Source organism: Magnetospirillum sp. SS-4, assembly GCF_902729425.1.
Taxonomy (GTDB): domain Bacteria; phylum Pseudomonadota; class Alphaproteobacteria; order Rhodospirillales; family Magnetospirillaceae; genus Phaeospirillum.
In genome coordinates this window covers 1-26,153 of record NZ_CACVCH010000058.1, presented here as the reverse complement: position 1 = coordinate 26,153, position 26,153 = coordinate 1, and the positions used below count along the sequence as shown (strand labels likewise).

Annotated in this window: 34 protein-coding genes and 1 pseudogene; 10 read left to right on the top strand and 25 right to left on the bottom strand. The window is 64.6% G+C overall.

From position 1 onward, the window contains the following. Positions 1–12: 12 nt before the first annotated feature. From MTBSS4_RS10630 to MTBSS4_RS10615, 4 genes are read right to left on the bottom strand one after another with little or no spacing between them, the layout of a single operon-like run. Positions 13–402 carry a head decoration protein gene (locus MTBSS4_RS10630; protein WP_173983381.1) on the bottom strand — a complete coding sequence of 130 codons (390 nt, stop codon included), beginning with the start codon at positions 400–402 and terminating at the stop codon, positions 13–15. Positions 403–404: 2 nt separating this feature from the next. Continuing rightward, positions 405–1,625, bottom strand: a complete 1,221-nt coding sequence (locus MTBSS4_RS10625; RefSeq protein WP_173983380.1) for a S49 family peptidase — start codon at positions 1,623–1,625, stop codon at positions 405–407. A gap of 9 nt (positions 1,626–1,634) precedes the next feature. Next, a complete protein-coding gene (locus MTBSS4_RS10620) occupies positions 1,635–3,053 on the bottom strand; it encodes a phage portal protein (protein ID WP_173983379.1) in 1,419 nt (472 codons plus the stop codon). Positions 3,054–3,055: 2 nt separating this feature from the next. After that, positions 3,056–3,268: a hypothetical protein gene (locus MTBSS4_RS10615; protein ID WP_173983378.1), complete on the bottom strand. Its 213-nt coding sequence runs from the start codon at positions 3,266–3,268 to the stop codon at positions 3,056–3,058. 71 nt (positions 3,269–3,339) lie between these two features. Here MTBSS4_RS10615 and MTBSS4_RS10610 point away from each other — a divergent pair, with 71 nt between their 5' ends. After that, positions 3,340–3,609, top strand: a complete 270-nt coding sequence (locus tag MTBSS4_RS10610) for a GIY-YIG nuclease family protein (protein ID WP_173983377.1) — start codon at positions 3,340–3,342, stop codon at positions 3,607–3,609. Here the strand turns inward: MTBSS4_RS10610 and MTBSS4_RS10605 are convergent. Both MTBSS4_RS10605 and MTBSS4_RS10600 read right to left on the bottom strand, forming a co-directional pair. Beyond that, a complete protein-coding gene (locus tag MTBSS4_RS10605) occupies positions 3,597–5,564 on the bottom strand; it encodes a phage terminase large subunit family protein (protein WP_368667775.1) in 1,968 nt (655 codons plus the stop codon). The two genes, MTBSS4_RS10610 and MTBSS4_RS10605, sit on opposite strands and share 13 nt — an antisense overlap. Further along, positions 5,530–6,075 carry an elements of external origin gene (locus MTBSS4_RS10600; RefSeq protein WP_173983376.1) on the bottom strand — a complete coding sequence of 182 codons (546 nt, stop codon included), beginning with the start codon at positions 6,073–6,075 and terminating at the stop codon, positions 5,530–5,532. The genes MTBSS4_RS10605 and MTBSS4_RS10600 overlap by 35 nt, the downstream gene beginning before the upstream one ends. Before the next feature lie 97 nt (positions 6,076–6,172). Between MTBSS4_RS10600 and MTBSS4_RS10595 the strand changes: the two genes are divergently transcribed. The 4 genes from MTBSS4_RS10595 (at position 6,173) to MTBSS4_RS10580 (ending at position 8,834) form a co-directional block, all read left to right on the top strand. Beyond that, positions 6,173–6,529 carry a hypothetical protein gene (locus tag MTBSS4_RS10595; RefSeq protein ID WP_173983375.1) on the top strand — a complete coding sequence of 119 codons (357 nt, stop codon included), beginning with the start codon at positions 6,173–6,175 and terminating at the stop codon, positions 6,527–6,529. A gap of 213 nt (positions 6,530–6,742) precedes the next feature. Then, positions 6,743–7,783, top strand: coding sequence for an IS110 family transposase (locus MTBSS4_RS10590; protein WP_173983374.1), 1,041 nt, complete (start codon positions 6,743–6,745; stop codon positions 7,781–7,783). A gap of 376 nt (positions 7,784–8,159) precedes the next feature. Next, positions 8,160–8,627, top strand: coding sequence for a DUF3489 domain-containing protein (locus MTBSS4_RS10585; protein WP_173983406.1), 468 nt, complete (start codon positions 8,160–8,162; stop codon positions 8,625–8,627). 9 nt (positions 8,628–8,636) lie between these two features. Further along, complete coding sequence (locus MTBSS4_RS10580) at positions 8,637–8,834, top strand: hypothetical protein (RefSeq protein ID WP_173983373.1); 198 nt, start codon at positions 8,637–8,639, stop codon at positions 8,832–8,834. Here MTBSS4_RS10580 and MTBSS4_RS10575 read toward each other — a convergent pair. The 3 genes from MTBSS4_RS10575 to MTBSS4_RS10565 are packed head-to-tail and all read right to left on the bottom strand — an operon-like array spanning position 8,804 to position 9,541. Beyond that, entirely contained in the window at positions 8,804–9,001 is a 198-nt protein-coding gene (locus MTBSS4_RS10575) for a hypothetical protein (protein WP_173983372.1), read from the bottom strand. The two genes, MTBSS4_RS10580 and MTBSS4_RS10575, sit on opposite strands and share 31 nt — an antisense overlap. 3 nt (positions 9,002–9,004) lie before the next feature. Then, complete coding sequence (locus tag MTBSS4_RS10570; protein WP_173983371.1) at positions 9,005–9,274, bottom strand: HU family DNA-binding protein; 270 nt, start codon at positions 9,272–9,274, stop codon at positions 9,005–9,007. Between the two features lie 57 nt (positions 9,275–9,331). Beyond that, the gene (locus MTBSS4_RS10565) at positions 9,332–9,541 is read right to left on the bottom strand and encodes a hypothetical protein (protein WP_173983370.1); all 210 of its coding nucleotides are present in this window, start codon (positions 9,539–9,541) and stop codon (positions 9,332–9,334) included. 90 nt (positions 9,542–9,631) lie between these two features. Here MTBSS4_RS10565 and MTBSS4_RS10560 point away from each other — a divergent pair, with 90 nt between their 5' ends. Continuing rightward, positions 9,632–9,796: a hypothetical protein gene (locus tag MTBSS4_RS10560; protein ID WP_173983369.1), complete on the top strand. Its 165-nt coding sequence runs from the start codon at positions 9,632–9,634 to the stop codon at positions 9,794–9,796. 2 nt (positions 9,797–9,798) lie between these two features. Next, the gene (locus MTBSS4_RS10555; protein ID WP_254432488.1) at positions 9,799–10,008 is read left to right on the top strand and encodes a hypothetical protein; all 210 of its coding nucleotides are present in this window, start codon (positions 9,799–9,801) and stop codon (positions 10,006–10,008) included. Here MTBSS4_RS10555 and MTBSS4_RS10550 read toward each other — a convergent pair. The 6 genes from MTBSS4_RS10550 to MTBSS4_RS10525 form a co-directional block, all read right to left on the bottom strand. Further along, positions 9,995–11,263, bottom strand: coding sequence for a site-specific DNA-methyltransferase (locus MTBSS4_RS10550; protein ID WP_173983367.1), 1,269 nt, complete (start codon positions 11,261–11,263; stop codon positions 9,995–9,997). The two genes, MTBSS4_RS10555 and MTBSS4_RS10550, sit on opposite strands and share 14 nt — an antisense overlap. Further along, a complete protein-coding gene (locus tag MTBSS4_RS10545) occupies positions 11,263–12,873 on the bottom strand; it encodes a DNA cytosine methyltransferase (RefSeq protein WP_173983366.1) in 1,611 nt (536 codons plus the stop codon). Before MTBSS4_RS10545 ends, MTBSS4_RS10550 begins: the two co-directional genes overlap by 1 nt. 315 nt (positions 12,874–13,188) lie before the next feature. Beyond that, on the bottom strand, positions 13,189–13,668 hold the full coding sequence (locus tag MTBSS4_RS10540; RefSeq protein ID WP_173983365.1) for a DUF6362 family protein: 480 nt from the start codon (positions 13,666–13,668) through the stop codon (positions 13,189–13,191). Beyond that, complete coding sequence (locus MTBSS4_RS10535; RefSeq protein ID WP_173983364.1) at positions 13,665–14,132, bottom strand: crossover junction endodeoxyribonuclease RuvC; 468 nt, start codon at positions 14,130–14,132, stop codon at positions 13,665–13,667. The genes MTBSS4_RS10540 and MTBSS4_RS10535 overlap by 4 nt, the downstream gene beginning before the upstream one ends. Positions 14,133–14,791: 659 nt before the next feature. Next, on the bottom strand, positions 14,792–17,305 hold the full coding sequence (locus MTBSS4_RS10530) for a VapE domain-containing protein (protein ID WP_173983363.1): 2,514 nt from the start codon (positions 17,303–17,305) through the stop codon (positions 14,792–14,794). Further along, on the bottom strand, positions 17,302–17,562 hold the full coding sequence (locus MTBSS4_RS10525) for an ATP-binding domain-containing protein (protein ID WP_254432489.1): 261 nt from the start codon (positions 17,560–17,562) through the stop codon (positions 17,302–17,304). The genes MTBSS4_RS10530 and MTBSS4_RS10525 overlap by 4 nt, the downstream gene beginning before the upstream one ends. A 60-nt stretch (positions 17,563–17,622) precedes the next feature. On the opposite strand from MTBSS4_RS10525, the gene MTBSS4_RS10520 reads away from it, so the two are divergent. Further along, on the top strand, positions 17,623–18,648 hold the full coding sequence (locus tag MTBSS4_RS10520) for an IS110 family transposase (protein WP_173983405.1): 1,026 nt from the start codon (positions 17,623–17,625) through the stop codon (positions 18,646–18,648). Positions 18,649–19,245: 597 nt separating this feature from the next. Here the strand turns inward: MTBSS4_RS10520 and MTBSS4_RS22365 are convergent. From MTBSS4_RS22365 to MTBSS4_RS10470, 10 genes and pseudogenes are all read right to left on the bottom strand, one after another. Then, positions 19,246–19,965 (bottom strand): annotated as a pseudogene (locus MTBSS4_RS22365) (AAA family ATPase); the annotation flags it as partial. Then, positions 19,962–20,759: a hypothetical protein gene (locus tag MTBSS4_RS10510; protein WP_173983362.1), complete on the bottom strand. Its 798-nt coding sequence runs from the start codon at positions 20,757–20,759 to the stop codon at positions 19,962–19,964. The pseudogene MTBSS4_RS22365 and the gene MTBSS4_RS10510, both read right to left, overlap by 4 nt. 11 nt (positions 20,760–20,770) lie before the next feature. Beyond that, complete coding sequence (locus tag MTBSS4_RS22360) at positions 20,771–20,998, bottom strand: DUF6511 domain-containing protein (RefSeq protein WP_254432487.1); 228 nt, start codon at positions 20,996–20,998, stop codon at positions 20,771–20,773. A 140-nt stretch (positions 20,999–21,138) separates the two neighbouring features. Then, the gene (locus tag MTBSS4_RS10500) at positions 21,139–21,366 is read right to left on the bottom strand and encodes a hypothetical protein (protein WP_173983360.1); all 228 of its coding nucleotides are present in this window, start codon (positions 21,364–21,366) and stop codon (positions 21,139–21,141) included. Positions 21,367–21,383: 17 nt separating this feature from the next. Further along, complete coding sequence (locus MTBSS4_RS10495; RefSeq protein ID WP_173983359.1) at positions 21,384–22,175, bottom strand: hypothetical protein; 792 nt, start codon at positions 22,173–22,175, stop codon at positions 21,384–21,386. A gap of 11 nt (positions 22,176–22,186) precedes the next feature. Continuing rightward, positions 22,187–23,017 (bottom strand): ATP-binding protein, encoded by an 831-nt coding sequence (locus tag MTBSS4_RS10490; RefSeq protein ID WP_173983358.1) that lies wholly within the window; start codon positions 23,015–23,017, stop codon positions 22,187–22,189. A 95-nt stretch (positions 23,018–23,112) separates the two neighbouring features. Further along, complete coding sequence (locus MTBSS4_RS10485; protein WP_173983357.1) at positions 23,113–23,592, bottom strand: hypothetical protein; 480 nt, start codon at positions 23,590–23,592, stop codon at positions 23,113–23,115. A 2-nt stretch (positions 23,593–23,594) separates the two neighbouring features. Then, complete coding sequence (locus MTBSS4_RS10480) at positions 23,595–23,873, bottom strand: hypothetical protein (protein ID WP_173983356.1); 279 nt, start codon at positions 23,871–23,873, stop codon at positions 23,595–23,597. Further along, a complete protein-coding gene (locus tag MTBSS4_RS10475; protein WP_173983355.1) occupies positions 23,870–24,106 on the bottom strand; it encodes a helix-turn-helix domain-containing protein in 237 nt (78 codons plus the stop codon). The genes MTBSS4_RS10480 and MTBSS4_RS10475 overlap by 4 nt, the downstream gene beginning before the upstream one ends. Positions 24,107–24,243: 137 nt before the next feature. Continuing rightward, complete coding sequence (locus MTBSS4_RS10470) at positions 24,244–25,344, bottom strand: autoinducer binding domain-containing protein (RefSeq protein ID WP_173983354.1); 1,101 nt, start codon at positions 25,342–25,344, stop codon at positions 24,244–24,246. A gap of 222 nt (positions 25,345–25,566) precedes the next feature. Between MTBSS4_RS10470 and MTBSS4_RS10465 the strand changes: the two genes are divergently transcribed. Both MTBSS4_RS10465 and MTBSS4_RS10460 read left to right on the top strand, forming a co-directional pair. After that, on the top strand, positions 25,567–25,764 hold the full coding sequence (locus MTBSS4_RS10465) for a hypothetical protein (RefSeq protein WP_173983353.1): 198 nt from the start codon (positions 25,567–25,569) through the stop codon (positions 25,762–25,764). After that, the coding region (locus tag MTBSS4_RS10460) for a DUF2924 domain-containing protein (protein ID WP_173983352.1) at positions 25,761–26,153 on the top strand (393 nt) is incomplete at its 3' end. The genes MTBSS4_RS10465 and MTBSS4_RS10460, both read left to right, overlap by 4 nt.

Here is a 26,153-nt window from a genome sequence, read left to right as displayed (position 1 = left end):
TTCCTCGGTGCGTCAGGCGGTGGTGCGGGCGACGAGGCCCAGGGCAGAAAGCTGGGTGATCTTGGCGGCGCGTTCGGCGGGTTGATCAACCGAGTCATCGAAGGCCAGGACGCTTTCGGCCAGGATGACCGGCCCACGGGCGGCGATCAGGCCGGTGACGGCGGCATCGGTGGCATCCACCGCGTCCAGCAGCACGGCGATGGCCACCTCGGCACCTTCGTCACCGACCACTTCGGCGGCGGGCGACAGGCGGTATTCACCGCTGGCGGTGATGCGGCCCAGCACGGAACCCAGGGGATAACTGGTCCCCGCCTTCAGCGTCACGGTCTCGCGGGTGTAGCTGGCGTTCAGTTCGAACTTCAGCAGATCGCCCAGGGTGGGAGAGGCAACGAGGACAGGCATGGTCAACCTCCGTGACGGCTGGCAGCGTCACGGGCTCGCCGGACGATGGGGCTTTCGGTTTCGGCCTTGGGCGTGGCCGCCGCCGGGGCAGCGGCCACCAAATCGGCCGCATCGGAGCGGGCGGCCAACTGATCCAGCACCGTGCGGCGCAGGGCCTCGGGCCGGATGCCCTTGGCCAGGGCGTCGGCTGCGTCGATGGCGATGCCCAGACGGGTGGCCTGGGCGGCGATGGCGCTGATCTCGGAATATTCGGCCCGCAGGCGCTGCTCCAGATCGGCATTGCCCTGAATAGGAAGCTGCTGCGGCACAGCAGCGATCACGGGGGTGTCCCCCGTTTGCTCGGACATGGTGGTCTCCTTGGGTTTGGGCAGAACGGGGGAGGAAATGGACGAACGCGCCAGCACGGCGCCGAGATCGGCCAGGGCGACACGCAGGGTGCCGACCTTGTCGGCCAGCCCGGCGGCCACCGCCTGGTCGCCGCGATAGACCGCCGCCTCGGTGGCGCGGATGGCTTCGGGCGGCTTCTTGCGGCACTTGGCGACCAGATCGACGAACCGGCCATAAAGGGCATCCACGTCGGCCTGGAGAGTGACGCGGGCACCGTCGGACAGCGGCTGGTGGGGATTGCCGTCCACCTTGCACGCCCCGGCATGGACGAAGGTCCAGGCCAGACCGGCTTGGGCGTCGGCAGCGGATTCGTCCACATGGACCGCCACCACACCGATGGACCCGACCTCGCCGGTCTGGGTGACGTAGAGGCGGTCGGCGACACACGCGATGGCATAGGCCGCCGACAGCGCCGCCTCGTCGGCCACCGCCCAGATGGGCTTGCCGCACTGGCTGCGGATGGCCTGGATGTGGTCGACCAGATCGAACAGGCCGCCCACCTCGCCACCGGAGGAATCCACGTCCAGCAGGATGGCGCGGATGCCGGGATCGGTGGCCGCCGCCTCGATAAGGTCGGCAATGTCGGAATAGGCTGTCAGCCCGCTGGCGGCCCCCAGGTATCCCGACCGCGCCACCAGGGTGCCGATCACCGGCACGATGGCGATGCCATCGGGCGTCACCGCCATTTCGGCGGAGGGAGCCGCATCAGCATCAAAGGACAACGCCTGTCCGGCCAGCCGGGGACCGAGGGCGCCCAGGATCACATCCAGCTTGGCGCGGGCGACCAGCAGCGGCGTCCCGTACAGACGGGCCGCGATATGGGGCAGATCGTGCATGGAAAATCCTTAGTTCGGAGCCGCAGGCATGGGCGGTGGGTTGCCGAGAACCAGCCCCAACCGCTGTTCACGGGCCTTATCGGCGGCGATTTCGGCATCCACCTGTTCGGCGTCGAAGCCGCGCTCGGCCAGGGCCTGGGTGCGGCTTTTCAGGCCCGCCTCGATCTGCTCGATCTCGGCGCGGGCATCCTTCAGCGGATCGACCCAGTCCCATTTCGGCGGTAGCCAGGAACAGGCGATGAAGCTGGCCCGGTTCGGCTCATAGCCCTTGAGGGCCAGGGCACCGGCCATCACGGCGGTATCCATCCACCGCTGCCACACCGCCCGGCAGAGCTGGAACACCATGACGGCGTGCTGCCAGGCGTCGATACGGCGGCGGAATTCCAACAGGGCTAGGCGAGAGTTGGAGTAATTGGCCTTCAGCATGTCGTTGGACAGGTAGGCGTAGGGCACACCCAAGGCGGCGGCGATCTGCAACAGCGTCCGGTACTGGAACGCCTCATACGATCCGCCCACATCGGCCGGGGCAGAGGTCTGGATCTCCTCTCCCGGTTCCAGCATCACCACCTGGCCGGGCTGGACGTCCATGGTGCGGTCGCCGGAACCGCCATCTTCGGCGATGTCGAAGGTCTCACCGGGGCTGGGGGTGGTGACGAACAGCGCATACATGGCCGCCACCTTCTTGCGGTCCAGTTCGGCGTCGTCGTACTGGTCGAGCAGGAACAGCTTGACGATGGCCGGGGCGAAGCGGGACACGCCGCGCAACTGCCCGGCATCGACCGGGTCCATGACGTGGACGATCTCGGAGGCCGGAATCCGCACCGTCTCGCCCGCCAAACCGGGATCGGTGCAATCGCCGGGATGGCGGCGCAGGAAGTGATAGGCGACGCGGCGGCCGATGCGGTCGAACTCGATCCCCTGCCGGATGACATTGCCGGAGGGCAGCGTCTCGTTGCGGGTCAGCGGCAGCATTTCCGAGGGCAGCATCTGCAATTGCAGCGGCACCGACAGGCCGTCCTCGGGCCGGCGCGGACGGAAGCGGAAGAACACCTCTCCGGTGATGAACACTTCCCGCGCCGCCCGGCGTTGCAGGCCGTAGAAGTCGGTCAGCCCTTCGGCATCGGCCTCGTCGGTCCAGGCCAGCCACAGCTTCTGCACCTGGGCCTTCATGGCGGGATCGGCGATCAGCGAGGACGGCTTGATGCCGGCGCCGACCACGTTGCCCGCCCAGCTTTCGATGGCGTTGGCGGCATAGCCGTTGTTGCGGACCAGATGCCGGGCACGCGCCGTGATGTCCGGCCCGGCGGCAGCGATCAAAGTGTTGACGTGGGCGCGGCTGGGCTGGAACCCCTTGAGGCGGCGATTTCCCAGGCCCGCCTCGAATCCGCCGATGAAAGCGCCCACCTTGCGGCGCAGAGCCGACAACATGGTCACAGCCCCTTGGTGGTAGCCACCGTCAGGATGCGGCGGCGGGGCTTTCGGCCTTCCAGCACAGCGATGCGGCGGTCGAGATCGGCCACCACATGGTTGGCCTGGGCGAGATCGTACTGGACGGTGCGGTCGCCGACGGTGACGCGGGCCACCAGCGAGTTGCGCCGCGCCATCACGCGCTCGCGCTCGCTCTTCATCTCGTCCAAGGTCATGAGCGGAGTCCTCTGGTTGATGCGGCAGTTCCGCCCGCATAGGCTGCTTCCGGGCTGACGGAGAGCGACGGGTGAACGTGCGACAAGAATCGCGTTGTTTCGTCTATGTGTTGGGCAGTCCTGGCCGCACCTATGTCGGCTGGACAGTCGATCTGGAGCGGCGACTGGCCCAGCACAACGACGGCACGGGGGCGCGATCCACGCGCGGTCGCCGCTGGTGTTTGCTGTACGCCGAGGCTTACGCCACTCGCCCCGAGGCGATGAGCCGTGAATGGTTTCTCAAGCGTGACCGCAAGTTACGGCGCAGCTTGGCCCTCAACGCAGACCTTCATCCCATGTAGCTGGAATGAAAAACCCGCCGGGGGCGGCGGGTTGCTGGGCGGCGGATCTGGCCCGCCTGGGATTCAATGGTTTCGGTCTGGCCGGTGTCGATCACCGCCACCTGGGCCTCAAGATCCCGCCATTTGGCCTCGGGCCAGCGGTCGGCCCCGGCGATCCAAGCGGCGGCGCGGGCATAGACCCGGCAATCCAGCGCCTCGTTGCGCTCCCTGAGCTTTTGCCATTCGAGTTTCGAGAAACCGCGGCGGTTCTTCACCGTCACCAACTGCTCGGCGACGAATTGCTTGCACCACTCAGAGTCCGCCCACGATGGCAGATGTACCGTTCCGGCCGGGTAACGGGCGCCTTCGGATAATTCCTCGTCGGTGGGGCGCTCCAGCCGCAGATAGCGGTAGGTCTCCGCCTTGAAGGTGGAAACCGCCACCGTCCACAGCTTGGCGCCGCGCCTGATCTTCTTGCCGCCCTCTGTGGCATCCACCAGGGTGGGGCCGGACACCGGGCTGGAGCGGTTGAAACCTTCCACGCCCTTGACCGGCGAGACCTGGGCGACGCCCATCCGGCGAGCCCAGGTATAGACCGCCGAGGTCTCGTAGCCGGTATCCACCGCCAGACGGGCGATCTTGAGGGCGACACCGCTGGCGTGTGGCCAGGTGCGACCGAGGATTTCCTCCAAGGCTGCCCAGATCTCGGCCTTCTCCGGCCCGCCATCGATGACCATGTGGTCGATCAGCCAGCTTTCCAGCCCGCGTCCCCAGGCCCAGACATCGATCTCGATTCGGTCCTTCTGGACGTCGGCTCCGGCGGTGAGGAACAGCCCGCCTGCCGGTACCGTGCCCGGACCCCAAGTCTCGCGGCGGTCGTAGAGCCGCTGCCAATCGGGTGCTTCGCCGGATTCAACCCAGGTTTCGCCGAGCACAGTGTTCTTGAACACCCGGAGCGCATCGTCATTGCCCTGGGCGGCTTCCCATAACCGGGCAATCTCCCGCCAGGACTGCCATCCGGGCGGCGAATAGAGCGCCGAGATGTGGAAGCCGATCAGCATCGGGTCGGTACTGGTGGCCGTGGCCCGCCATTGTCCCGCCGCCAGCATGGCGGCCTTATGGTGTTCGCGGATATCCTGGCCGCAAGCTTCGCAGACATAGCGGACGCTGCCCGGCTCGCCCTTATCCCAGCGCAGCCGCTCGAATTTCAGCCACTGCATCGCCCCACAATGGGGGCACGGGACGAAGAACCGGCGCTGGTCGCTGACCTCGAATTCCCGCTCGATGCGGGACATGCCGCGGATGGTCGGCGTCGAGGCCAGGAACACCTTCCGGCGATGTGCAAAGGTGAGCGACCGCGCCTCGGCCAGTGCCACCGGATCGCCTTCCTCGTCGGCCGACGCCGGATAGGCGTCCACCTCGTCGAGGAACAGGTAGCGGGCAGGCATGGAACGCAGGCCCACCGCGCTGTTGGCGCCGGTCAGCACCAAGGTGCCGCCGGGGAAGTCCTTCGACAGCATGGTATTGCCGGCGTCCCGCGACCGGGCCGGTTTGACCCGCTCGCGGATGGCCGGGCTTTCGTCGATCAGCGGGTCGATGCGCTGCCGCGACGCCCGCTTCGCCATCTCCACCGTCGGCTGGACGCACAGCATCGGCCCCGGCGCATGGTGGATGACGAAGCCGATGAAACAGCACCCGGCTTCGGTCGCCCCCACCTGGGCGGCTTTCATGAACACCACCCGCTGCACCGGACTGGTGGGTGACAGCGCGTCCATGATGTCGCCCATATAGGGCGTACGAGCCGTGCGGTACCGGCCCGGTTCCGCCGAGGCCCGGCTCGACAGCATGCGGTGCTGGTCGGCCCATTGGGACACCGTCAGCAGCGGATCGGGCCGCATGCCGTCGCACCAAGCCGCCAAGATCTGCTCCGCGCCGTCGAAGTCACCGGAATTCCGGTTTGAGATCGGCAAGCTCATTCAGATGCGCTCTCACATGGGTTTCCAGCAGCACCTGCATGGTGTGCGGCTCGATCCCGGCCTCCGCCGCCATCTGACCGGCGACGCGGGCGGGCCAGGTCACCCAGGCATCGCGTTCCTGGCGGGCCAGCTTGAACACCAGGGCCAGAGCATTGGCGCGGTCGATGACCTCGTCTTTCAGGCGCTGGACCTGGATGCGGGCCTTCTGCGCCTTGGCCACCTCGTGGGCGGTGCGGGCCTGATTGAAGTTGGTGCTCGCAGAGGGCAAAGCATCGCGCAGGGGTGGCGATGAAGGAGCCGCCTGGATTGGCGGAATCGGCGCGGTCTTCTCCAGTAGGGGTGCCGGAGCCTTGCGGGCAGGATCGGTCTGGGCATCCCAGGCAGCGTCAGCCTTGGCCGGGTCGATGGTGCCGTCCGGCTCCTGCGGGATGCGTCCGGCCTTGGCGGCCCGCAGCACCGAGACGTGACTGACCCCGCGATGCCGCGCGTAGGCGCGTATCGACAGCCCCATGACGGGAACTCCGAGAAAGCAATGAAATGATCGACTTATCGGGTTGATGTCATCGCCCGACAGAGCGATGGATGTCCCCACGAACAGCGGGGACCGAATGATGAGCTTGCCGACCACCAACAGCGAATGGGGCTTTTTTGGCACCATCCGCCATCACGCCGACCAAGCCAAAGCCTGGAACATTGCGATGACCGCGATTCAGGCTGCCACAGGCTGCCCCGACCATGCGGTCAGGGATTTTCTGGACAGCACCTCCGGGCGTCATTTCGCCGACGACATCGCCAACGGGCTCTTTGCCGGACAAACGCTGGAAGTGGCCACCGAGGCGGCGGTGAGCCGCTGGATGGGCTGGAAGAACAGCCGCCGCACCTCGCGCGACACCGGCATCCCCAGCGGGCTGCCCTACCTGACCGGCTTCGTCGCCCACTTCGAGATCATGGCCGACGCCGATTGATCGGCGGTTATTCCCTCCGCCCCGATCGGCTTCAGGCTGGCGGGGCTTGGGGTGGTACAGGCGGCGGGATTGGCCCGCGCCATCCTTGGAGGACCACCCCATGACCCAGCTTTCCGACACATGGCGTAATCGGTAAACGGCTCTTCTCCCGCTTCGACTGCGTGGGCGATGTAACGTTGCCCGAAGAGTTTGGCCAAAAAGGGGAGAACGACGATGTCGCATTATGTCGGGCTGGACGTTTCACTGAAAGAAACGAGTGTATGTGTCATTGACGGTTCTGGACACGCTGTCTGGCGAGGGACATGCCGATCCGAGCCAGACGCTATGGCCGCTACGATCCGCAAACGAGCGCCTGAAGCGGAACGAGTGGTTCTGGAAAGCGGAATTTTATCGACATGGCATTGGCACGGGCTCAAGGAGCTTGGCATCCCCATCGTATGTGTTGATGCTCGCCAAGCAAAGGCTGCGCTGTCGGGACGACCGAACAAAAGCGACGAGTTGGATGCCGAGGGACTCGCGCAATTAGCGCGAACCGGCTGGTATGCTGAAGTCCGGGTCAAGAGCCTAGACAGTCACAAAATCCGCTCAGCCCTGGTTGCACGTGCGAAATTGGTTGGATTGAAGCAAACCCTGTCGAATACAATCCGTGCGCTATTGAAAACATTCGGCCTGTTTACAAAGCGATCGAATGGGAAAGGTTTTGCAGAAACTGTCCGCAGTCACATCAGTGATGAACCATTGCTTGGGAAAGGCATTGAGGCACTTCTCTCCTCGTGGGAGAGGATCTCGACGGAAATCAAAATCCTAAACAATCTTCTGACCGGCGTTGCACGCCGAGATCCGCTTTGCCGACAAATTCTGATGACGGCACCCGGTGTCGGGGCAATGACGGCGCTGGCATTCAAGACAGTGATTGATGACCCGGGAAGATTTCAGCGTGGCGAAGAGGTTTCCGCATATCTCGGCTTGGCCCCCAAGCGCCACCAGTCTGGTGAGGTTGATCGCATGGGAAGAATAAGTAAATGCGGCGACGCACTTCTTCGGAGTTATCTATTCGAAGCAGCGACCGTCGCGATGTCCCGAATTCGTCGCGAAAATTCTCCGGCAGCGTGGGCAAAAATGCTTTGCAAGAGAGTTGGAGCGGCAAAGGCTAGAGTGGCTCTTGCCCGGAAACTCGCTGTGATTTTATTCAGCATGTGGCGGACAAATAAGCCGTTTCGCTGGTCCACACCACACCCCGTGCCGACAGCGTAGAAATAAAAAACGGATTGCTCTGCAGGAGTTCTGAGTTCTGCCCTTGGCGGAAAGGTGTCCCAGAGGGACGGAGCCTCGGTGACCGCGTTACGCCTGGATGTCGTCTCCAATGCTGACCAGCAACGGCAGAACTGACGCCCGATACATGGCGGCACCGACGTTCCATCGAAAGGCCATTATGAAGCGGTCATGGTACCGACTTCGGAGAGAACCAGGTCCCCAATGGTGCATTGTTCACAAGGAAAAGACAAAGGGCGGAGAACCAGACGTTGACACCGATTAGAGAACCCAAGCCGTCATCCTCACTGCCGCCTGCGCCCGCGAGGGCGGCTTCCTGCTGCCGGTCACCGCTGCCTTGAAGGGCGGCGCGGTGAACATGGTGCTGAACAGCCTGATCAAGAAGGAACTGGCCGAGGAAATTCCCGCCGAACCCGGCGCCCCGGTCTGGCGCGAGGACGAGGACGGCAATGCGCTGACCCTGCGGGCTACGTCCGCCGCCTATGGGGCGTTGGGCATTGTCGCCGACACGGGCGCGGACACGGGCTCGGAAGAGGAACCGGCAACGGACATGGCCGACCAGCCGGAAACCTCGCCCGAAAGCCCGGACACCGCCACGGAAGGCCAACCCGTCCGCAAGATGCGCCAGGGAACCAAGCAGGAAGCCCTGATTGTCATGCTGAAGCGCCCCGAGGGGGCCAGCATCGCCGAGATCATGGAGGCCACCGACTGGCTGGCACACACGATTCGCGGGGCCATCGCCGGGGCATTGAAGAAGAAGCTGGGCCTGACGATCACCAGCGAGAAGGTCGAGGGTCGGGGCCGCACGTACAAAATCGCCGATTAGGAGACGCCCATGCCCCGATATAGCGTGATCATCACCCGTGACGTTACCGAAAGCACCGTCATTCAAGTCGAGGCCGAAACACCGGATCAGGCCGAGACGGCAGCCTTCGAGAAGCTGTTTGAGAGCGCCGACACCGAATGGGAACTCGATGAAGGGTCCTGGAACAAGGGCGATTCCTACGTCACCGGTGTGGACGAACTGCCCTGATGGCGCTCGATTTCGGTCAGAACCATCAGGGCTTGATCGAGGGCCGGCATATCACCGGCCCTTGATGCACGGTCCACCTGTGTCTTGGCCACATCGAGAGCGGCCCGACCATAGTGATCCATCAGGTCACTGGCGGCACGGGCCACTTGCTCGGGATTGACCGCCATGACTTACAGCGACTTCTTCAGGGTGGCGGCCGCGCTGAATTTCATCGTCGTGGAGGCGGCGATTTCGATGGCCTCGCCGGTCTTGGGATTACGGCCCTGACGCGCGGCGCGTTCGACCTTGGCAAAAGAGCCGAACCCGGCCAGACGAAAGCTGCCGTCGACCTTCACGCCGTCGACGATGGTGGTCAACACCGCATCGACGGCGGCATCGGCCAGAGCGGCGGTGCATCCGGTGGCTTCGCGAATGGATTTGGACAGCGCAGACTTGCTCATGTAATCCCCCTCAAGATTGATTTAGCCGGGCAGCATAAGCAAACGTCCGACGCATTGTCACCGCAGGCGTTCAAACAACCTTCGAAGCAGGTAGCTTCGTAGCAAAGATATCACAGTGAAAGCTGCGCCAATGGCCAGATCATCGGCCAGGGCGATGTGGACGCCGAATATCGGGAACACCACCAACTGGGTCGCGACCGCGATGCCGTAGCCGATCGCCACGTTGACGACGGCCTCGGTCAGGGACATGCGGCGGCTTTGTCGCATTTTTTAATCCATTGAATTTTATCGATTAATCGACTTGATAAGCCTGCGGAACAGAGCGTTATTGGCCCCCGCACAATGGAGGCCAAGAGCATGAAGACCCGAGACCAAGCCCTGACCGAGATCGCCACCCAGATCCTTGGCTTCGAAACCCTGGACACTCGCAAGAGCGACCGCCTGGACTTCCACGAACTGGCGGTTTGGCAGATCAAGGCGGCCCTGGAAGCGGCCTACGCCGCCGGCCAGAAGGCGAAGTGATCATGGCCCTGACCGTCCGCCCCACCGCCGCCCTGAAGGCCCATCCCCAGTGGTCGCAAAGCGACTTCGAATACTTCCGGGGCAAGGGCTACAGCAACCAGCAGATCCTCGAATTCTGGGAGCGCGACATGCGCTTGGGGTGCAAACCGGTGAACTGGAAGCCCACCGACTGCAAGCACCAGACCTCGCTGCGCCGGATCACCCGGCGCTGATCACCTTTCCCGCAGCGATTTCCTCGAAGCATCGGCCATCGCCATCCAGGGTGGCCTTCTGCCCGGTCAGTTTCTGCCAGCGCTCGACAATCACGTCGGTATAGGCCGGGTTCAATTCCATGGCAAAGCAGATACGGCCCGTGGTCTCGGCGGCGATCACCGTGGTGCCGCTGCCCGCGAACGGCTCGTACACCCCGTCGCCCTCGGCGCTGTTGTTGAGGATCGGGCGGCGCATGCATTCCACCGGCTTCTGGGTGCCGTGGACCGTGGCCTCGTCTTCATCACCGTTATTTCCAATGGCCCAAACGGTAGCCTGATCGCGTGCCCCCTGCCAGTGGCCGGTGCCATTCTTGCGCACGGCGTATAGGCAGGGCTCATGCTGCCAGTGGTAATCGCCACGCCCCAGAACGAAGCGATTCTTCGACCAGATGATCTGGGCGCGAATCTTGAAATCGTTAGCCTCCAGGCTGTCGGCCACAATCTTGGCGAAGATGGCCGCGTGCCAGACATAGGCCACTTCGCCGGGGAACAGCGCCCAGGCTTCTCGCCAGTCGGCGCGGTCGTCGTTGGCGACCTTGCCGGTGCGGGCCGAGGACGACACCCCGGCTTCATTCCGCCAGGTGGGATCGTATTCCACCCCGTATGGTGGATCTGTGGTCATCAGGTGTGGCTTGGCCCCAGCCAAAAGGCGCTCCACATCGGTGGCGCTGGTGCTGTCACCGCATAGCAGGCGGTGACGACCCAAGATCCACAGATCGCCCGGCCGCGTCACCGGGTCGGCAGGTGGCTCGGGGATTTCGTCTTCACCGGCCTCGCCATCCCCGTCGCCTTCGTCGTCGAGAGGCGCCATCAGGGCGTCCAGTTCCTCGGTGGAGAAGCCGATCAGATCGAGGTCGTAGCCCTCGGCATTGAGCGCGTGCAGTTCCGCCGCCAGGGTTTCGTCGTCCCACCCAGCGTTCAGGGCCAGCTTGTTGTCGGCCAGGATGTAGGCGCGGCGCTGGGCCTCGGTCAGATGGTCGAGAATGACCACCGGCACGGTATCGAGGCCAAGCTGTTTGGCGGCGGCCAGTCGGCCATGCCCAGCGATGACGTTGCCCTGGCTGTCGGCCAGCACCGGGTTGGTCCAGCCGAACTCAACCATGCTGGCGGCGATCTGGGCCACCTGGCTGTCCGAATGGGTCCGCGCATTGCGGCCATAGGGGATCAGCCGGTCGACGGGCCAATGCTCGACCGTGTCGGGAAGCGGATGGGTCATTATCGTTTTCCAACATCCTGGATGCGGCGGCCCAACCAGGCCATCACCGGCACGGCCATGGAATTGCCCAGCGCTCGATAGCGCGGGCCGTCGGGACAATCCTCGGCAGCCTTCCGCCGCCAGGGAATGAGGGTGTAATCGTCCGGGAAACCCTGGAGCCGCTCGCATTCCCGAGGCGTCAGGCGACGTACCGCCATGCCGGGGGAATGGACGACAAAGGGCGATTTCTCGAAGGCCCGCAGGCAATCGGTATGATCCACGGCGATGCCGAGCGACGACTGGGCATTGCCGCTCTTGTGCATGTTAAACGCCAGATAGGTCTGCTGCTTGGTGCCCGGCTCGGCTGCCAGTGCGCCGGCAACCTCCAGATGGCGTACTTCGTCCCGTTGGTTCTGGGCAAATGCCACGGCGTGCTGCTTGCCCGCCTGCAACGTGAACATGGGATCGCCGTCACCGCCGATGCCGATTCCGGCGCGGGGATCGGTGGTGCTGATTCCCGTGCGGGCACCTGCTTCCAGAATGGGAAACGCCACCGGCACCAGCGGCGTGCCGCGTCCGGTGCCGTCTTCCGAGGCGTCGAAGCCCTCGCCGCGCAGGGAGTGCGTGACCAAGGTGTCGATGTCGGGCCGGTGGGCAAGGTTCGCTTTGGCCCGTAAAGTGTGGGCGATCAGGGTGTCGGTGCAGTCGCTGTCAACACCACGGGACAGATCGCGAGCCCGCAAGGTGGTGGCGACGAAGGTCTCGCTCTCGAAATCCATCCGCCCGCTGGCCGAGGCGCAGGCATTGAGCGCAGTAGCGACATCGATGGGGCCGGAGGTGTTGTTGCCGCCGAACGCCTCGGCGATCAGTCCGCCGCTGGTGGCGAAAGACGTTTCGCCGCTTCGGCCAGCGCGAGCATCAAGCGTGGGGGCAAGACCTTGTTCCGCTTCTCGGCGCGGCGGATGATCCCGGCGCACGCCTTCGCGCTCAAGAAGTACTTGGACGGGATCGGCCCGGTCTCCAGCACCTGCGATAACGAACATACGACGGCGGCGTTGGGCCAGGCCGAAATATTGGGCGTCGAGCACCCGCCACGCGACTGTCCGCGCGGGTCCAAACACAGTACCAGCGTCCGACCATTTGCCCCCTGGCGGGACGACCGGACCATCTTCTCCGGCCAGTCCGCCCAGAAGGCATCCGAAGGCGTTGTCGCGGGTGGAGAGGACTCCGGGGACGTTCTCCCAAACAATCCAAGCTGGGTCGATGGCATCGGCGAGTTCCACGAATTTGAGCGCAAGGTTGCCACGGGAATCGTCCAGCGACTTGCGCAGCCCCGCCACCGAGAATGCTTGGCAGGGCGTGCCGCCCACCAGGACGTCGATTTTTCCCCGCCATGCCGAACCGTCGATGGCGGTCATGTCGCCCAGATTGGGGATGGCCGGATAGCGGTGGGCCAGCACGGCGGAAGGAAACGGCTCGATCTCGGCGAAGAAGGCCGCCCGCCAACCCAGCGGTTCCCAAGCTACCGTCGCCGCTTCGATTCCGCTGCACACGGAGCCGTAAACCAGCCCCTGGGCGTGTGGCATCGAGCCGCGCGCCGGGGATACCGGCTCGGAGTGAGCAAGCTGCATGATCGATGCCGTGGTACGGGTGGTACAGGGGCGGTAGCCGGAAGCCCGGCTACCGGGGGGGCTACCACCTGGCCGGAAAGCTCGAAAGGCGCGCTGTCCTTGGACAAACGCGCCTTCCGGGGTGGTAACTGGTACGGGGTGGTAGCCTTGATTTTTCTGCTGTCGCTAGCGAAGTTCGGCGCTGATGCCCCCCGCATAGCGGAAGGTGCCGGGGAGGAACCAATTCTCCACGGTACGGTGTTCTATTCTTGCGCCCGCTCTGGGCGGCGGATCATTTAGTGATCGTCGCCGCCCATCGCGAGGCTGGACTTACATCTACCCCAGACTGGCCATCCCTGTCGCGGCCTGCGATGTATCGATACACTTTTCGCTTTCCTCCGCTGCCTTGGTCCGGGCGATCAGATCGACCTTGGAGATGTGACGGGGGATGCGCCGCCCGTTCAGCGTCCAGGCGATGACGCAGAGCGCGAACAGCCAGTGCCGATGCGCGGCGGCGCGGGACAGGCCGACCTTCCAGCAGATCACCTTCCACGGATCGCCATCGGCCCGCAGCCAGACGATCCTGGCATCGACCGGATCGAGATGGCGCAGCCAGGGCAAGGTTTCGTCCATGCGGGTGATGGCGGCGGCCGAGGGCGGCGGACGGCGGAGCGTCACGTCCTCTGTCGCCAGGCATTCCTGGATATAGGGAGGCCATGTGCTGGCGTGCCCCTGAACCCGGACTTCGGGCAGACGGCGCAGGGTGTCGGCGGCTTCGGCGAGGCGTTCCTCGACCAGGGACGGCGTCCAGTTCATCGGACACCTCCCTGGGTGTCGATGGCCCAGGACAGGATGGCGAGGGCGTCGGCCTCGTTGTCGTCCTCTGGGCTGAAGCCCTTGGATCGCATGGCGGCGATCACCGCTTCCTTACCTGCATTGCCCTTGCCGGTGGCATGGCGCTTGATGGTTCCGACCGGTACACCCTGGTACGGGATGCTTTTCAGTTCGCACCAGGCGGTGAGATGGGCCAGAAAACCGCCATAGATGTGGGCCGCATCGGTCCCGGCATGGCGACGAACTTCCTCAAAATGCAGGAGGTCGATCTTCTTGGCGGCGAATTCCAGGTGGTCGAACCAGGACCGGAAACGCAAGAAGCGCATTCCGCCGCCTTCATAGCGGCCGGGCTTGAATTCCATGGTGCCGGATACGACGGAACCATCGGCCAGACGCATGGCCCAGCCGGTGGTGGTGCCCAGATCAAGGGCGAGGATGGTGGTCATGGTGAAGGCTCACGAGGTTGTGGGCCTTCGGCTTTGGTCGAGGGAAAGGCTATTGCCCTTGGACTCCCCGTTCAAGCGGTTTCCTGGAACGCCGTAAGAATGCGGAGGTTTTCGTAAAGTGAGGGGACGTGTTCCCACGTTCCCACCTGGAACGTCGTTTCAATACCTTTTCCCAGGAAAACAAATTTACAAATCATCGCCTGTTCAGGCTTGGGTCATGCACAACTATTATGGCTCATTTGTCTTTTCCTGAAATGAGTCCCCAACAAGGTGGGAACAGTGGGAACGGTAGGAACAGGCAGGGTTTCTGCGGCTTCCGGCCGTTCCCACCTGAATCGGGAAGTGGGAACAGGTGGGAACAGAGCGCCGTCGAATTGGCTGCCCATCGGGAATACCGGGGTCTCAGGTGGGAACAATCGACCAAAGGTGGGAACGGGCGACGTGGCCTATGGCAGCAAGCCGTTGACGCTCAACCTGGGTGCACTACTGTGCGTCGCATCGTTGATCGCGAAGTGTCTGGGGATGTGGCGGCATGGCCATCGAGCAGCCATCGGTTCGCAAAATGGCGGCGTTGGGGTGCATCATCACCTTTCCCCAGACGGGCGGCGTGAAGGACCTGGAGATGTATTCCAGCGGGAACTGACCGGCTTCGGCCCGGCCTACCCAGGGGATCTGTGCCGCCATTCGAGGGAGCCGTTGATGCGACAACGGTATCGCTCCCAACCGCGCGCCTTGAGATATGCGCCGACGCGCATCTGGTCGCCCTTGGTCCACTTGGCCGGTTCGATGCCGATGGCGTTTTTGAGGATTTCGCCAACCGACACGTCGGCGAGCGGTTCGGGCCGGGCAACCTCGACATCGCGCCAGTCGTCGTAGGCGCCATTGCCGTAATTGATTCGCTCCTTGTCGTAGACCAGCCAGCGGTCGATCAGGCCATCCCAGGCATCGCCCTGGTAGCGCTCCTCCTGAGCGGCTTCGGCCATGTGCTTGGTTTCTTCGTCCTCAATCCACCACTTCACGCCTTGGGCATACCAGGCCATGGCTTCGGCCCAAAGCTGATCGCGGTCGCGGCGTAGCGCGTCGATGTCGATCTTGCCGCAACGGATGGGCCAGAAGCGGCGATTGCCGGTCTCGTCGCGCAGATAGGTGTCGGGATTGACGGTGCCGGCGAACACACACTGGCGCGGCACATCGATGACGTAGCGTTCATAGGGCGGACGGTAGCGATCGACCGAGCGTGACAGGAACGACTTGATGCGGGACACCTCGGCGCGGCCGATGGCATCCAGTTCGGCGATCTCGATTATCCACACGCCGCGCGTTTGCTGGGCGGCATCCTTGCTGCCGATCTCGGCCAGCTCGTCGGTGAACCAGTCCGCTCCGGCCAGCGTCCTCAGCGCCGTCGATTTCTTGGCACCCTGCGGGCCTTCGAGGATCAGCACCTGATCGGCCTTGGCCCCAGGGTCCATGACGCGGGCCACCGCCGACAGCACCCACAGCGAGCCGAAGGCGCGAGACAGACGGGTGTCGGCGGCACCAAGATAGGTGACGGCCCAGGCTTCCAGACGGGGCACGCCATCCCATTTCAGGCCCGTCAGGTACTCGCGCACCGGATGGACGCGGATGTCGCGGGCGACCGCGCCGATGGTGCGGGCCACCACCAGCGAGGAAACGTTGATGTCGCGGCGCTGGAGCCATTCGGCGCATCGGATGTCGTCGGCCTCGCACCACGGGCGGGGAATGGTGGCCTTGTGGGGATCGTCCCAGGGCAGCGGTCGGTTGACGACGATCTCCTGGCGGAATTCGTCGAAGATCAGTGCCCCGGCGAAGGCTTCGTCATTGGACAGGGCGGTGATGACGTTGGCCTCGTTGCGCTCGGGCGTGCCGTCGGGGCTGGTGCGAAGCTGGTTGAACCACGCCGGGCGGGCGGACGGCATGCCGGCGGGACCGGTGCGGCGGCGCAGATCCTTGATCTGCTTTTCCAACACCAACACCGGGATGCGGGTGGTGGCCTTGATGGCCGTCAGCACCTGACGCTCGGCGACCGGATCGAGGCGGGCCTGGGCGACGTGGCCGAGCAACTGCGCCAGGGCGTCCATCTCCGGCGGGAAGGTCAGCGCCAAGGCGTCAGCGTAAAGATCGTCGTACCCTGCGACCGGCAGCGGCCCGACCGCTTCCGCCCCATCCTGCCGGTAATGCGCGGCGACCGCGCCTTTGCGCAGATCGTCGTTGAAATCGTCCCCATGCAGGGGCGAGACGATGGTGGACGGGATGTCGGCCAGGTTGAGGCGGTCGGCCAGGGCGGCGGCGGCCTGCTGCCCGGCATCGCCAGCATCGGCGAAGATGGTGACACGGCTTGTGCCTTCCGGCCACTGCCACTGGCGGATGCCGCCCGCCGACAGCGCCGCCCAGGTTGGCACGCCGAAAATGGCCCAGGCCGACAGGGCGGTTTCGATGCCTTCGGCCACGCCCAGGTGGCCATCGGTCGGCATGGGGGCAAGGCGCACGCTGCCGCCGTCGACCGCTCCCAGCATCTTCTTGCCCGGCGGGGCCTTGCCCGAACCGTCGTCCCGCAGGAAGGTGCGATGGATGCCGCCGGTGGGGTTGCCTGCCCCGTCGCGGACAATGCCCACCAGCCCCGGCCAGCCGCGCCGTCCTTCGAAATCGGCAAGGTCGTCGTGGTAGAGCAAATCCGGCGAGCGGGGATCGCCAATGCCACGCCCCTTCAGGTAGGTCTCGCCGATGGTTCCCGCCAGCGGTTGGACGCCGCCGAGGATGCGGGCGATCTCCAGGTCGTGGGTCGGCTTCGGCGTTGCCGCACGCACCGGAGCGGGCCGATCCAGGCGCGCCAGCCGGGCCGCTTCCTCGAACAGGTCGCGGTCGGACAGGCCAGTGGCGTGGTGGATCAGGTCGATGGGACCGGCGCTTTCGCCGGTGGCGTGGTCGAAGCCCCAACCGGCATGGTGGCCGACAAGATGGATGATGCACGAACCGTCCTTGCGGGGACTGCGCCCCGACAGATCGGCACAGCGCAGCGTCCGCCGGTCCTGCGACCACCGCGCCTGCGGAAACAGCCCCGGCAGCCAATCCGGCGCCGTGGCGGCGAGGCGGTCGCGGATCTCATCCAGATCATGCCGGGCTGGTGCCTGCCAGACGTCGTTGAGGTCGATCATGCCAGGATCACCAATCCCCGTTCGGCACGGGTGATGGCGGTGTAGAGCCAGCGGCGGCGGTCCTGCTCGGTGCGGCCGAGACCATCGTCCCAGACGACGACGTTCTCCCACTGCGACCCTTGCGCCTTGTGGCAGGTGATCGCCCAGCCGAAGGTGGCCTCGGTCAGCTTCTTCTTGTCGCGCCAATCGCGGTCATGTCGATTCGGATCGAGAGCGACATGGTCCTCGAAATGATGGGGTGGACGGCCCCTGCTCACCGGCGTCGCAATGCGCCAAGATGGTGGTTGTCGATACACACCATTCGAAGGGGGCCGTCCATGTCCGAGATTATCACGGTTGGTTTGGATCTGGCGAAGCGGGTTTTCCAGGTTCACGGGGTGGACAGTGCCGGAGCCGTGACGCTCCGGCGCCAGTTGCGCCGATCGGAAGTCGTCAAGTTTTTCAGCAGTCTTTCCCGGTGTGTTGTGGGGATGGAGGCGTGCGCGTCGGCTCACTATTGGGGGCGGACGCTGGTCAAGCTGGGCCACGAGGTGCGGCTGATCGCCGCTTCGCAGGTCAAGCCCTACGTCAAGCGAGGGCGGAAGAATGATGCCACCGATGCGGCGGCGATCGCCGAGGCGGTGACGCGACCGCACATGCAATTCGTCCCGATCAAAACCGAAGAGGCGCAGGCGGCGCTGATGCTGCATCGGACCCGGCGCCTGCTGATGACCCAACGCACCATGCTCGCCAACGCCTTGCGGTCGCACTTTGCCGAATACGGCATCGTTGAACCGGAAGGCCAGGCCGGATTGGCGCGGCTGGTGGTCCTCGCCCTGGACGCCCCCGACGCGGCCTTGCCCGAGGCCGCTCGCGAGGCGCTGGCGATGGTGGCGGCACACTGGCGCGACACCGACGCCAAGATTGATGCCCTGGACCACGAAATCCTGAGGTGGCATCGCGGCAACGCCGACAGCCAGCGGATCGCCACCATCCCCGGCATCGGCCCGCTGATCGCCAGCGCTATCGTCGCCACCATGGGCGATCCCGGACGGTTCAAGACGGGCCGCGATTTCGCGGCTTGGCTGGGATTGGTGCCCTCGCAAAATTCCACCGGCGGCAAGACCGTGCTGGGACCGATCACCAAGGCCGGTGATCGTTACCTGCGCTCCCTGCTGGTGGTTGGCGCCACCAGCGCCTTGTGGCGTCGCCGCAAAGAGAAGGGAACATGGCTTGCCGCCTTGATGGCGCGCAAGACGGTGCGTCAGGTTTCCATCGCGTTGGCCAACAAGATGGCCCGCATGGCCTGGGCCATCCTGGCCAAGGGCGGCGTCTACAGGGAACCGACCGCGTTGGCGGCATAGGCACAGGCACAAGAAACAACCAGTTGCGAGGGCGATGAAAGCGTGATGGCGACCGGTCAATCCAAGGAACGGCAAAACCCTGCAAGGGTCATGGCCGATAAGGTCTCTGAAATGATTGGGAGCCGTTCCGCGGATCACATCATGGCCAGCGGTCAGAGTGCCGCGCAAACAGGCCGGACACATGACTGCACCCGACCGGGGCGTGATCGCGCAGAAATCTCCTTGCAACGCAGGGGCCGTCCACACATGGCCCTTGTAGAGCAGCAGACGCCCCGGCCTGCCGCCTTTGGCCGGTGGGCCGACCGGGTTGCCGTCCTCGTCGGTGACCACCGCCGAGAAATACAGGCTGCCCTCGTCGACGATATCGGCCAGCGACAGGAACATGCCGTTGATCAGGCCGAGATCGGACTGATTCTTGAGGCAGATGATCTTCTCAGCCGGGCCGGTGGGCAGGACCGAGCCCCCGAGGCCAGCGGCGCGGCGAAGGGCATTGTTGAGCTGGAACCGGGTGGCGTTCTTGCCGCAGATCACCTGACCGCCGCGCAGGGCTTGGTCGGGGGTCACGTCGGCCATCCGCATCTTCCAGGCATGATCGTCGTATTGCCCGAAGCCGATGGGCTGGCCTTCGCGGGCCATGGTGGCGAGGCGGATGATGGCGCTTTCGGCGGCCTGGCGGTGGATCTCGGTCAGCATGATGTCGGGGGTAGCTTGCGTGAAGGCGCCTTCACCCTTGATCGGCGGCAACTGGCCGGGATCGCCCAGCACCAGGATGGGACGACCGAAGCTCATCAGGTCGCGGGCCATCTCGTCCCCGACCATGGACACCTCGTCGAGCACGATCAGCTTGGCCGATGCCGCCGGGCTGTCGGGATTGAGGGCGAAACGCGGCTTCTTCATCTCCCGCATGGACTGGCGCATGGCCTCGATGGCGGCCTCGGCGGCGGTGCGGTCGAAGCCGATCAGCGCACGGGCATCGATCTCCGCCTGGGCAATCCGTTTCTGGGCTTCCTCGATCTCCTCCTCGGTGGCCTCTATCACGCTGTAGATCAGGCTGTGGATGGTCCGGGCCGGGGTGCCCTTGCGCCGCAGCACCAGAGCGGCCTTGCCGGTGAAGGTGGCGGTGACCACGCCGGGACAATCCTCGGTGTGGGGGCTGAGGCCCAGATCATCGAGGGCGAATTTCAGTACGGTGGACTTGCCGGTGCCAGCGAAGCCGAACAGCCGGAACACCGGCTGCCGCTCCGTCCCGGTCTCGAGCCACTGGCGGATGGCGGCGATGGCGCGGGCCTGATTATCCGAGGGGGTGATGTCGCTCATCGGCAGCCGCCCCAGCAGCGATCCTGCCACGAACATGTGCCGTGCCAGCCACTACTGGTCTTGCCGCCACGGCACACCACCGATGTCCGCTCGGCAGCGGCACGGGGCAGCAGTTCCTGGGCGTCGCTGGCCTGGACCACCTGGAATGCGCGGTCGCTCATGGTCTGGGCCAGGGCGGCATCGAACGGCACCAGCTCGCAGTGAATTTCCCAGGTATCGCGGTTGAGCGCGGTGAACAACGCCGGAGCCGGCAGATCCATATAGGCCTGATAGAGGGCAAGCTGGGCGGCATAGACCGGCTTGGACAACACCACGCCGCGCTTGACTACGTCCTTCCACGACGACACGCCCAGCGCCTTGTTCTCCCACAGGGCGGGATAGGCCATGGCCACCGGGCCGTCCACCAGGCAGCCGTCGATATGGCCCTTGACGCGGCCGTTCAGCACCGAGAAGCCAAACTGACGGCCATCGCGGCGCTCGGTGCGCAGATCGAATCCGGCGGCCCGCAGCCAGGCCGCCACCACGTCCTCGCCACGATGCCCGGCCTCGAAAATACGGAGCGTCTTGGGCTCAAAATCCCGGCCTTCGTCCTTTGGCACGGCGAGATAGTCGTACTGGATCTGGCGCAGGCATTCGCGGCCTATCCCTGAGGTGCTGACGTACTGGCGGGCCACCTGCGCCCGGTTGCGGGCGACCAGCATTTGGTCGATGGCGGCGTTCACCGCCACAGTGATACCGGGATCGCGGGCGGGTCCCTGGTACTGGCAGCCGGAACCGTGGTTGAGGTCGAGCATAACGGCTGCTTTCAGAACGGGATGGGATCATCGAAGGGAGTGCCGGTGCGGTCCTTGATACCCGCCTGCCGCTGCATGGAGTCCACGTAGCCGGTGACGGCGGCCTCGATTAGGCGGTCGATGTCGGCTGCGGAACGGTTGAAGAAATGCTCCATCAGGCCCAGCGCAGTCAGCGCCTCGGCGAACAGCGGCCGGGCATCCTTGATGGCCTGGGTTTCGCGGGCGGTTTTGTCGATCATGCCATTGCTCCGTCGAGCGATCTCGGCGCCGGCCTGCTGGCAGGGGCGAGAGCAGAATCGGTAATGAGGAAAGCCGTCATGGCGCAGAAGGTGGACGTAGCCGAAGCCTCGGGCTTCTCGACCGCACACAGCACACAGTGTCAGGCCAGCAAGAACCGGGTCAGGTCCGGGTGCTGGCCCGGTTCGTCCTTGATCCGCGAACAGCCCAGCACCACGAAGCTGCTGATGGCGGCCTGGGCTATGGCCTCCAACTCCCACATCGCCAGAGCCCTGATGGGCTGGTGCAGTTTTCTGCGGGCTTCGAGCCATTCTCCGATCGCCTTTGCCGCCTGGCGCGTCACATGCGCCTGCCATTCGTCATCGGTCATGGCAGGCGCCGCCATCGTCAGGTGTTGAGCCAAGCCGGGCCGGTGGCCGATGCCGCCGGGGGAGTGGACTGCTGGGCTGTGGTCTGCTGCTGCGCCGGAGGCTGCTGCGTCCACGGCATGCCGGCCTGCTGTTGCGGCGCCTGGGCCGGCGCGTTCCGCGCCATCATTGAGTCTGGCAGCGAAGCCGCCGGAGCCGCGTCGGAGGCCCAGGCCGGGGCGTTCTGTCCGGCACCGGCATTGGCGGGCTTGCGCGGTTTGGCGTTGACGGGATCCGGCTCCACCGTCTCACCCTTCATCACGGCGGCGTATTCCGGCTCATCGGGCAGCACCACATTGGCCAGCCGATTCTGGTCGCGGTACTTGGGGTCGCTGGCGGGCTCGACCATGATACGGGCGGCGAAGGTGATGCCGTCCAACTGCTTCAACCCCTGTAGCACCCGCTTGGCCTTGGCGGCGTCGCTGGTGTCCTTCGGGCCGAGGCCCAAGGCGCTATCGACCATGGCGCGGAACGACGCCTTCGAGATGTTCCAGCCCTTGCTCTGGCCCTTGTCGTCCAGCTTGCCGCCGGCCACGGTGAAGTTCTGCCAGAACTTGCGGCGCACAAACGGCCCCTCGACCACGGTGAATTCGCAGTCGAGCATCTTGGCGTCACTCTCGGAGGCAGCCTTCAGCAGGCCGGCATCCATGGGGACCGAGCCGTTGACACCTCCGGGGCGGATGGTCATGCGGATCTTGGCGAAGGTGCCGTCGGGGATCAGTTCGCCCGTGGGCATCATCTGCGGCTGGGCGTCATTGAAGTCGTAGGACATGGGGAAACTCCTCAGATGCGGTTGATCTTGGAAAGCAGGGCGCCGAGATCGGGCGGCTCGGTCACGTCCAGGCGGCCGGAACGGTCCTTGGCGGGAAGGCCGTAGGGATTGCCCGAACAGCAGATCAGGCGGCGCTCGGCGGCTTTCTCGTCCAGAAGCCAATTGCCCTCGGCATCCTGGGAGAACAACTGCATGGAGATGACCTGATCGACGATGCCGGGCAGTTCGCGCCCGGCCTTCGAGCCCTCCATCTGCGGCTGCCAGGTGGAGGCATTGAATTCGTCGGTGACCTTCTCCAGCACGCCGACGAAGATCACCGTCTTGCCGGGAGCATGCTGGAGGTGCTTCAGGGCCTGGATCACCTCGCGGCCCAGCAGGCCATAGGCGCCACGGATGTCGGGCTTGCCGGTGCGATCCGAGAAGGCTTCGGGCTGCTGCTTGGCATAGGCCATGGCCTGGCGGGTCAGGTCGGTGATGGAATCGACGAACACCACCGGCATCGAGGCCAGGAACTCCTCGACCCCAGAACCGGCATAGACCGAGCGCACATGCTGGTGGTGCTGAGCGCTGTACCAGGCGTTGGGATCGACCGCCGGATCGGGGCCGCCGATCAGCACGGCGAGATCGCGGAAGTCGCCGAAGCTGCGCACCGGGATGCTGGCGCCCGGCCAGTCCTGCACCGACTTCATGCCGGCCTCCAGATCCAGGCAGACGGTCTGAGCGGGCGGCAGGGTCTTCAACAGCGACGTTTTGCCGACGCCGGGCGGGCCGAAGATAGCCACCGAGGTCTTGTTGCCGGCGGCGGACAGGCGCTCGTCGGCGGTGATGATACGAACGGCCATGGGGGGCTCCGTTGGTTGGGGGACGGCGGGGCGTTGACCGGGCGCCGAAGGGAAGCCTTGCCCGCCCTTGCGGGTCGGGCTGCCCCGCCGCTGTCTCAGGGGGATTGCTGCTTCAGCGTGAAGGTCGGCTTGCCGGTCTTCACCGTGCGGGCGGCCTCGAAGGCCGCGCGGATGTGGATGGGCCAGGCGCCGTATTTGCGCTCCGGCACCTTGAAGGCGAGATCGACGTATTCGGTGGGATCGTCGCCACTGGCACGGATGCGTTCGACGGTGGCCGCCAATTGCTCCTGGTCCCACTCCACCTTCTTGGGCAGATCGGCCACCACCGTGATTCCGCCATCGTCGAATCGCACCGTGCCGGTGTCCTTGCCCTCGCGGCTCCGCAGTTCGGCAGCGATGGTGGCGTAGCGGCGGTCCAGCACGCCATCCAGCCAGTCCTTGGCGGTCTTGGCATTGCGTAAGCCGTGTTCAACATCTTCCTGAAGCAAGGCCAGCATCTCGACCGGCAGGTCGGCGACCTCGCCCAGCGGCAGCCGCATCATGTCGGCAAGGCGGGGGCGGTTGGGGATGGTCATGGTCAGATCCTCCGGGGCTTGTCGCCGCTCGCCTTGATGGCGATGTAGGCGATGCGGTCTTCGGCGATGCGGCGCTGCACCAGCAGAACGGCACCGTCCTCGGCCAGAGCCAGGGCACGGGCAGCGACACGGTCGAGTTGGGAGCGGGCGCTTTCGGGCAGGGATGACGGGCCGCGAGTGCGGTCGATGCCGAGGAGTCCCTGGTGGTAGATGAGGCCGTCACCAGGAACGGCGTCCGCGAACCAGGACTGGAAGGCCGGGATGGTCATGGGCGAGGTCATCGGCCCGCCCTCATTTCGGCCACGGCAACGTCCTCGAACAGAACGTTCTGCCCGAAGCCAGGCTGGGTCTGACGGGTCTCGTAGGCTTCGACTTCTTCAATCTTGTAGAAAATCTTGCCGCCCAGCCTCAGGAACGGCAGCCCTTGACCACGGTAGCGCCAGTTCTCCAGGGTGCGGTGGGAAATCCCCCACCGTCGGGCCAGTTGCTTCTGGCAGAGAAATTGTTCGGCCATGTCGGCGTGCTCCGCTGCGTGAACTCTGGCGGAAGCATGTCGAAAACTTCAGGCGCTGTATGGGGAGGAGACGACGACGAAAAGGGGACGCTTCGTCCCCGAGGCGTCCCCTTGACAAGCAGGAATATTGATCGGGGCTACAGTCGTAGACGCACCCGACCGATGGTATCGGTCTCAAACAGGGCGTCGCGGTCATGGTTCTTAAAAGCGCGGCGCAAATCCTCACTCCCGGATCCGGCATCCGACAAAAGCTGCTTTTCTGGAACCCACGGGCAGGGTGTACGACTCGCTTCGTGTAATTGCCGAATAATGCGCGCCTGAATCATTCCGAAGCGGAACCTCTCACCGTTCAGCCTGATCCTGTCGTAGTCGGCAGAATGCTCGAACCCATCGGCCAACGTAATATCGTCTGCTCGCTGTGGATTTTTGTCCTTCCGGCAGTCGCCGGCGTCGGTCATCGCGACATCCACGGCGCGGGCATCGATATTGATGGGGGCGGCGTTATGCTCAATCACATTCACGACCGTCGCCTTGATCTCGTATTTCGGGGCCACGATTATGCTCCTTTCCGGGGCAACGGGACTGCGATCGATCATCTTGGCAAGCAACGTATTTGCGCCTTCGGCGTCACCTCGCCGAATTGTGTCGGCGATTATTTGCAGCTCTGATGGATGGACTTGAATTACCGCATTTGACCGCCGCAAAAAATGGAAGCGGTCATGATAAATGCGAAAAAGCAGGAGTGCTTTCGGGGCATTGGCCAGGGCATGGTCAAACTCACGCATGGACATGCCCTGGCCGATCAGGCTAACCCCGGAGAAGAACCGCTTGTCATGGTTTTCGATGAGGCTGGTGAGGCCATCGACGAAGAACTCCTTCTCGAAATCGTCCAACGCCAGTTCCTGGCGGCTCAGTTCGCTTCGCGAAACATTCCGCCACCGGTGACATGTCCGACCGATCAGTGAGGGAATGTTGGTCGTACCGCGGCATGCGTAGATGGAGTAGTCGTGTTTGTAGAGGCCGCTCTCAATGTACGGCACAAAAAATTTATCGGTAATCGTGGTGAAGAATGAGTCATCGGTCATCTCAATGCGGTCAAGCAATGGAGAATGGCTCCAGGCATAGCTGAAATGCGGAAGGCCCAGGCCAATCATTGCCCGCGTCACCGCTTCCTGAAGGTCAGGAATGCTGCTTAAGCTGGCAGCTTCTTCCTGGAATTCCATCACGTCCTTGACCATGCCGATCCTCCAGCGGAAGAATCTTCATACGAGGTGCGCGGCCAGAATATCACAGCATCGGTCGATGTCATGCCCGGTGCTTACGCCAATTTACGCCAATATCCGTTGCCATTCGAAAGTCCCCGTCCCCGGATTGTCACGACCGGAGGAGCAAGCATAGGGTTTCCGCAATAACCAATTGCCGGGGCGAACGACCCCAGCGAAGGATTGCGGACCCCGCCGATGCACAACGCCCTGTCCCCCGACCGCATGACCGCCGCCGAGCGCCTCGACGAGGTCGCCGACATCCTGGCCGTCGGCCTGATCCGGCTAAAGGCCCGGAAATCCAGTCGTTTATCTGCTGACGCCAGAGACAGTTGCCTCGACTACACGGCCCGCCAGAGCGGTCATGTCCCCGTCAACAGACGGAGGAAATCATGACCGAGGAACCCCTGCTGGCCCGTTTGGCCGCCCTGAAGACCGCACCAATCCCCGACCTGAAGTCGCTGTGGCGCGATCTGTTCGAGGCCGAGGCGCCGCCCTACAACCGCACTTTTCTGGAAAGCCGTCTGGCGTACCGCCTCCAGGAACTGGCCTATGGCGGGCTGGCGGTCACCACCATCGCCCGCCTCGAAAACATGGCGGAGGATTTCGACACCACCAAGGGCCGCCGCAAGAAGGAACTGGACCGCCCCATCGCCGGCACAAGGCTGGTGCGGGAATGGAAGGGCGTCGAGCACTGCGTCACCGTGCGCGAGGATGGCTTCGAATACCAGGGCCGCCCCTACCAGTCGCTGTCGGCGGTGGCTCGCGCCATCACCGGCACCCGT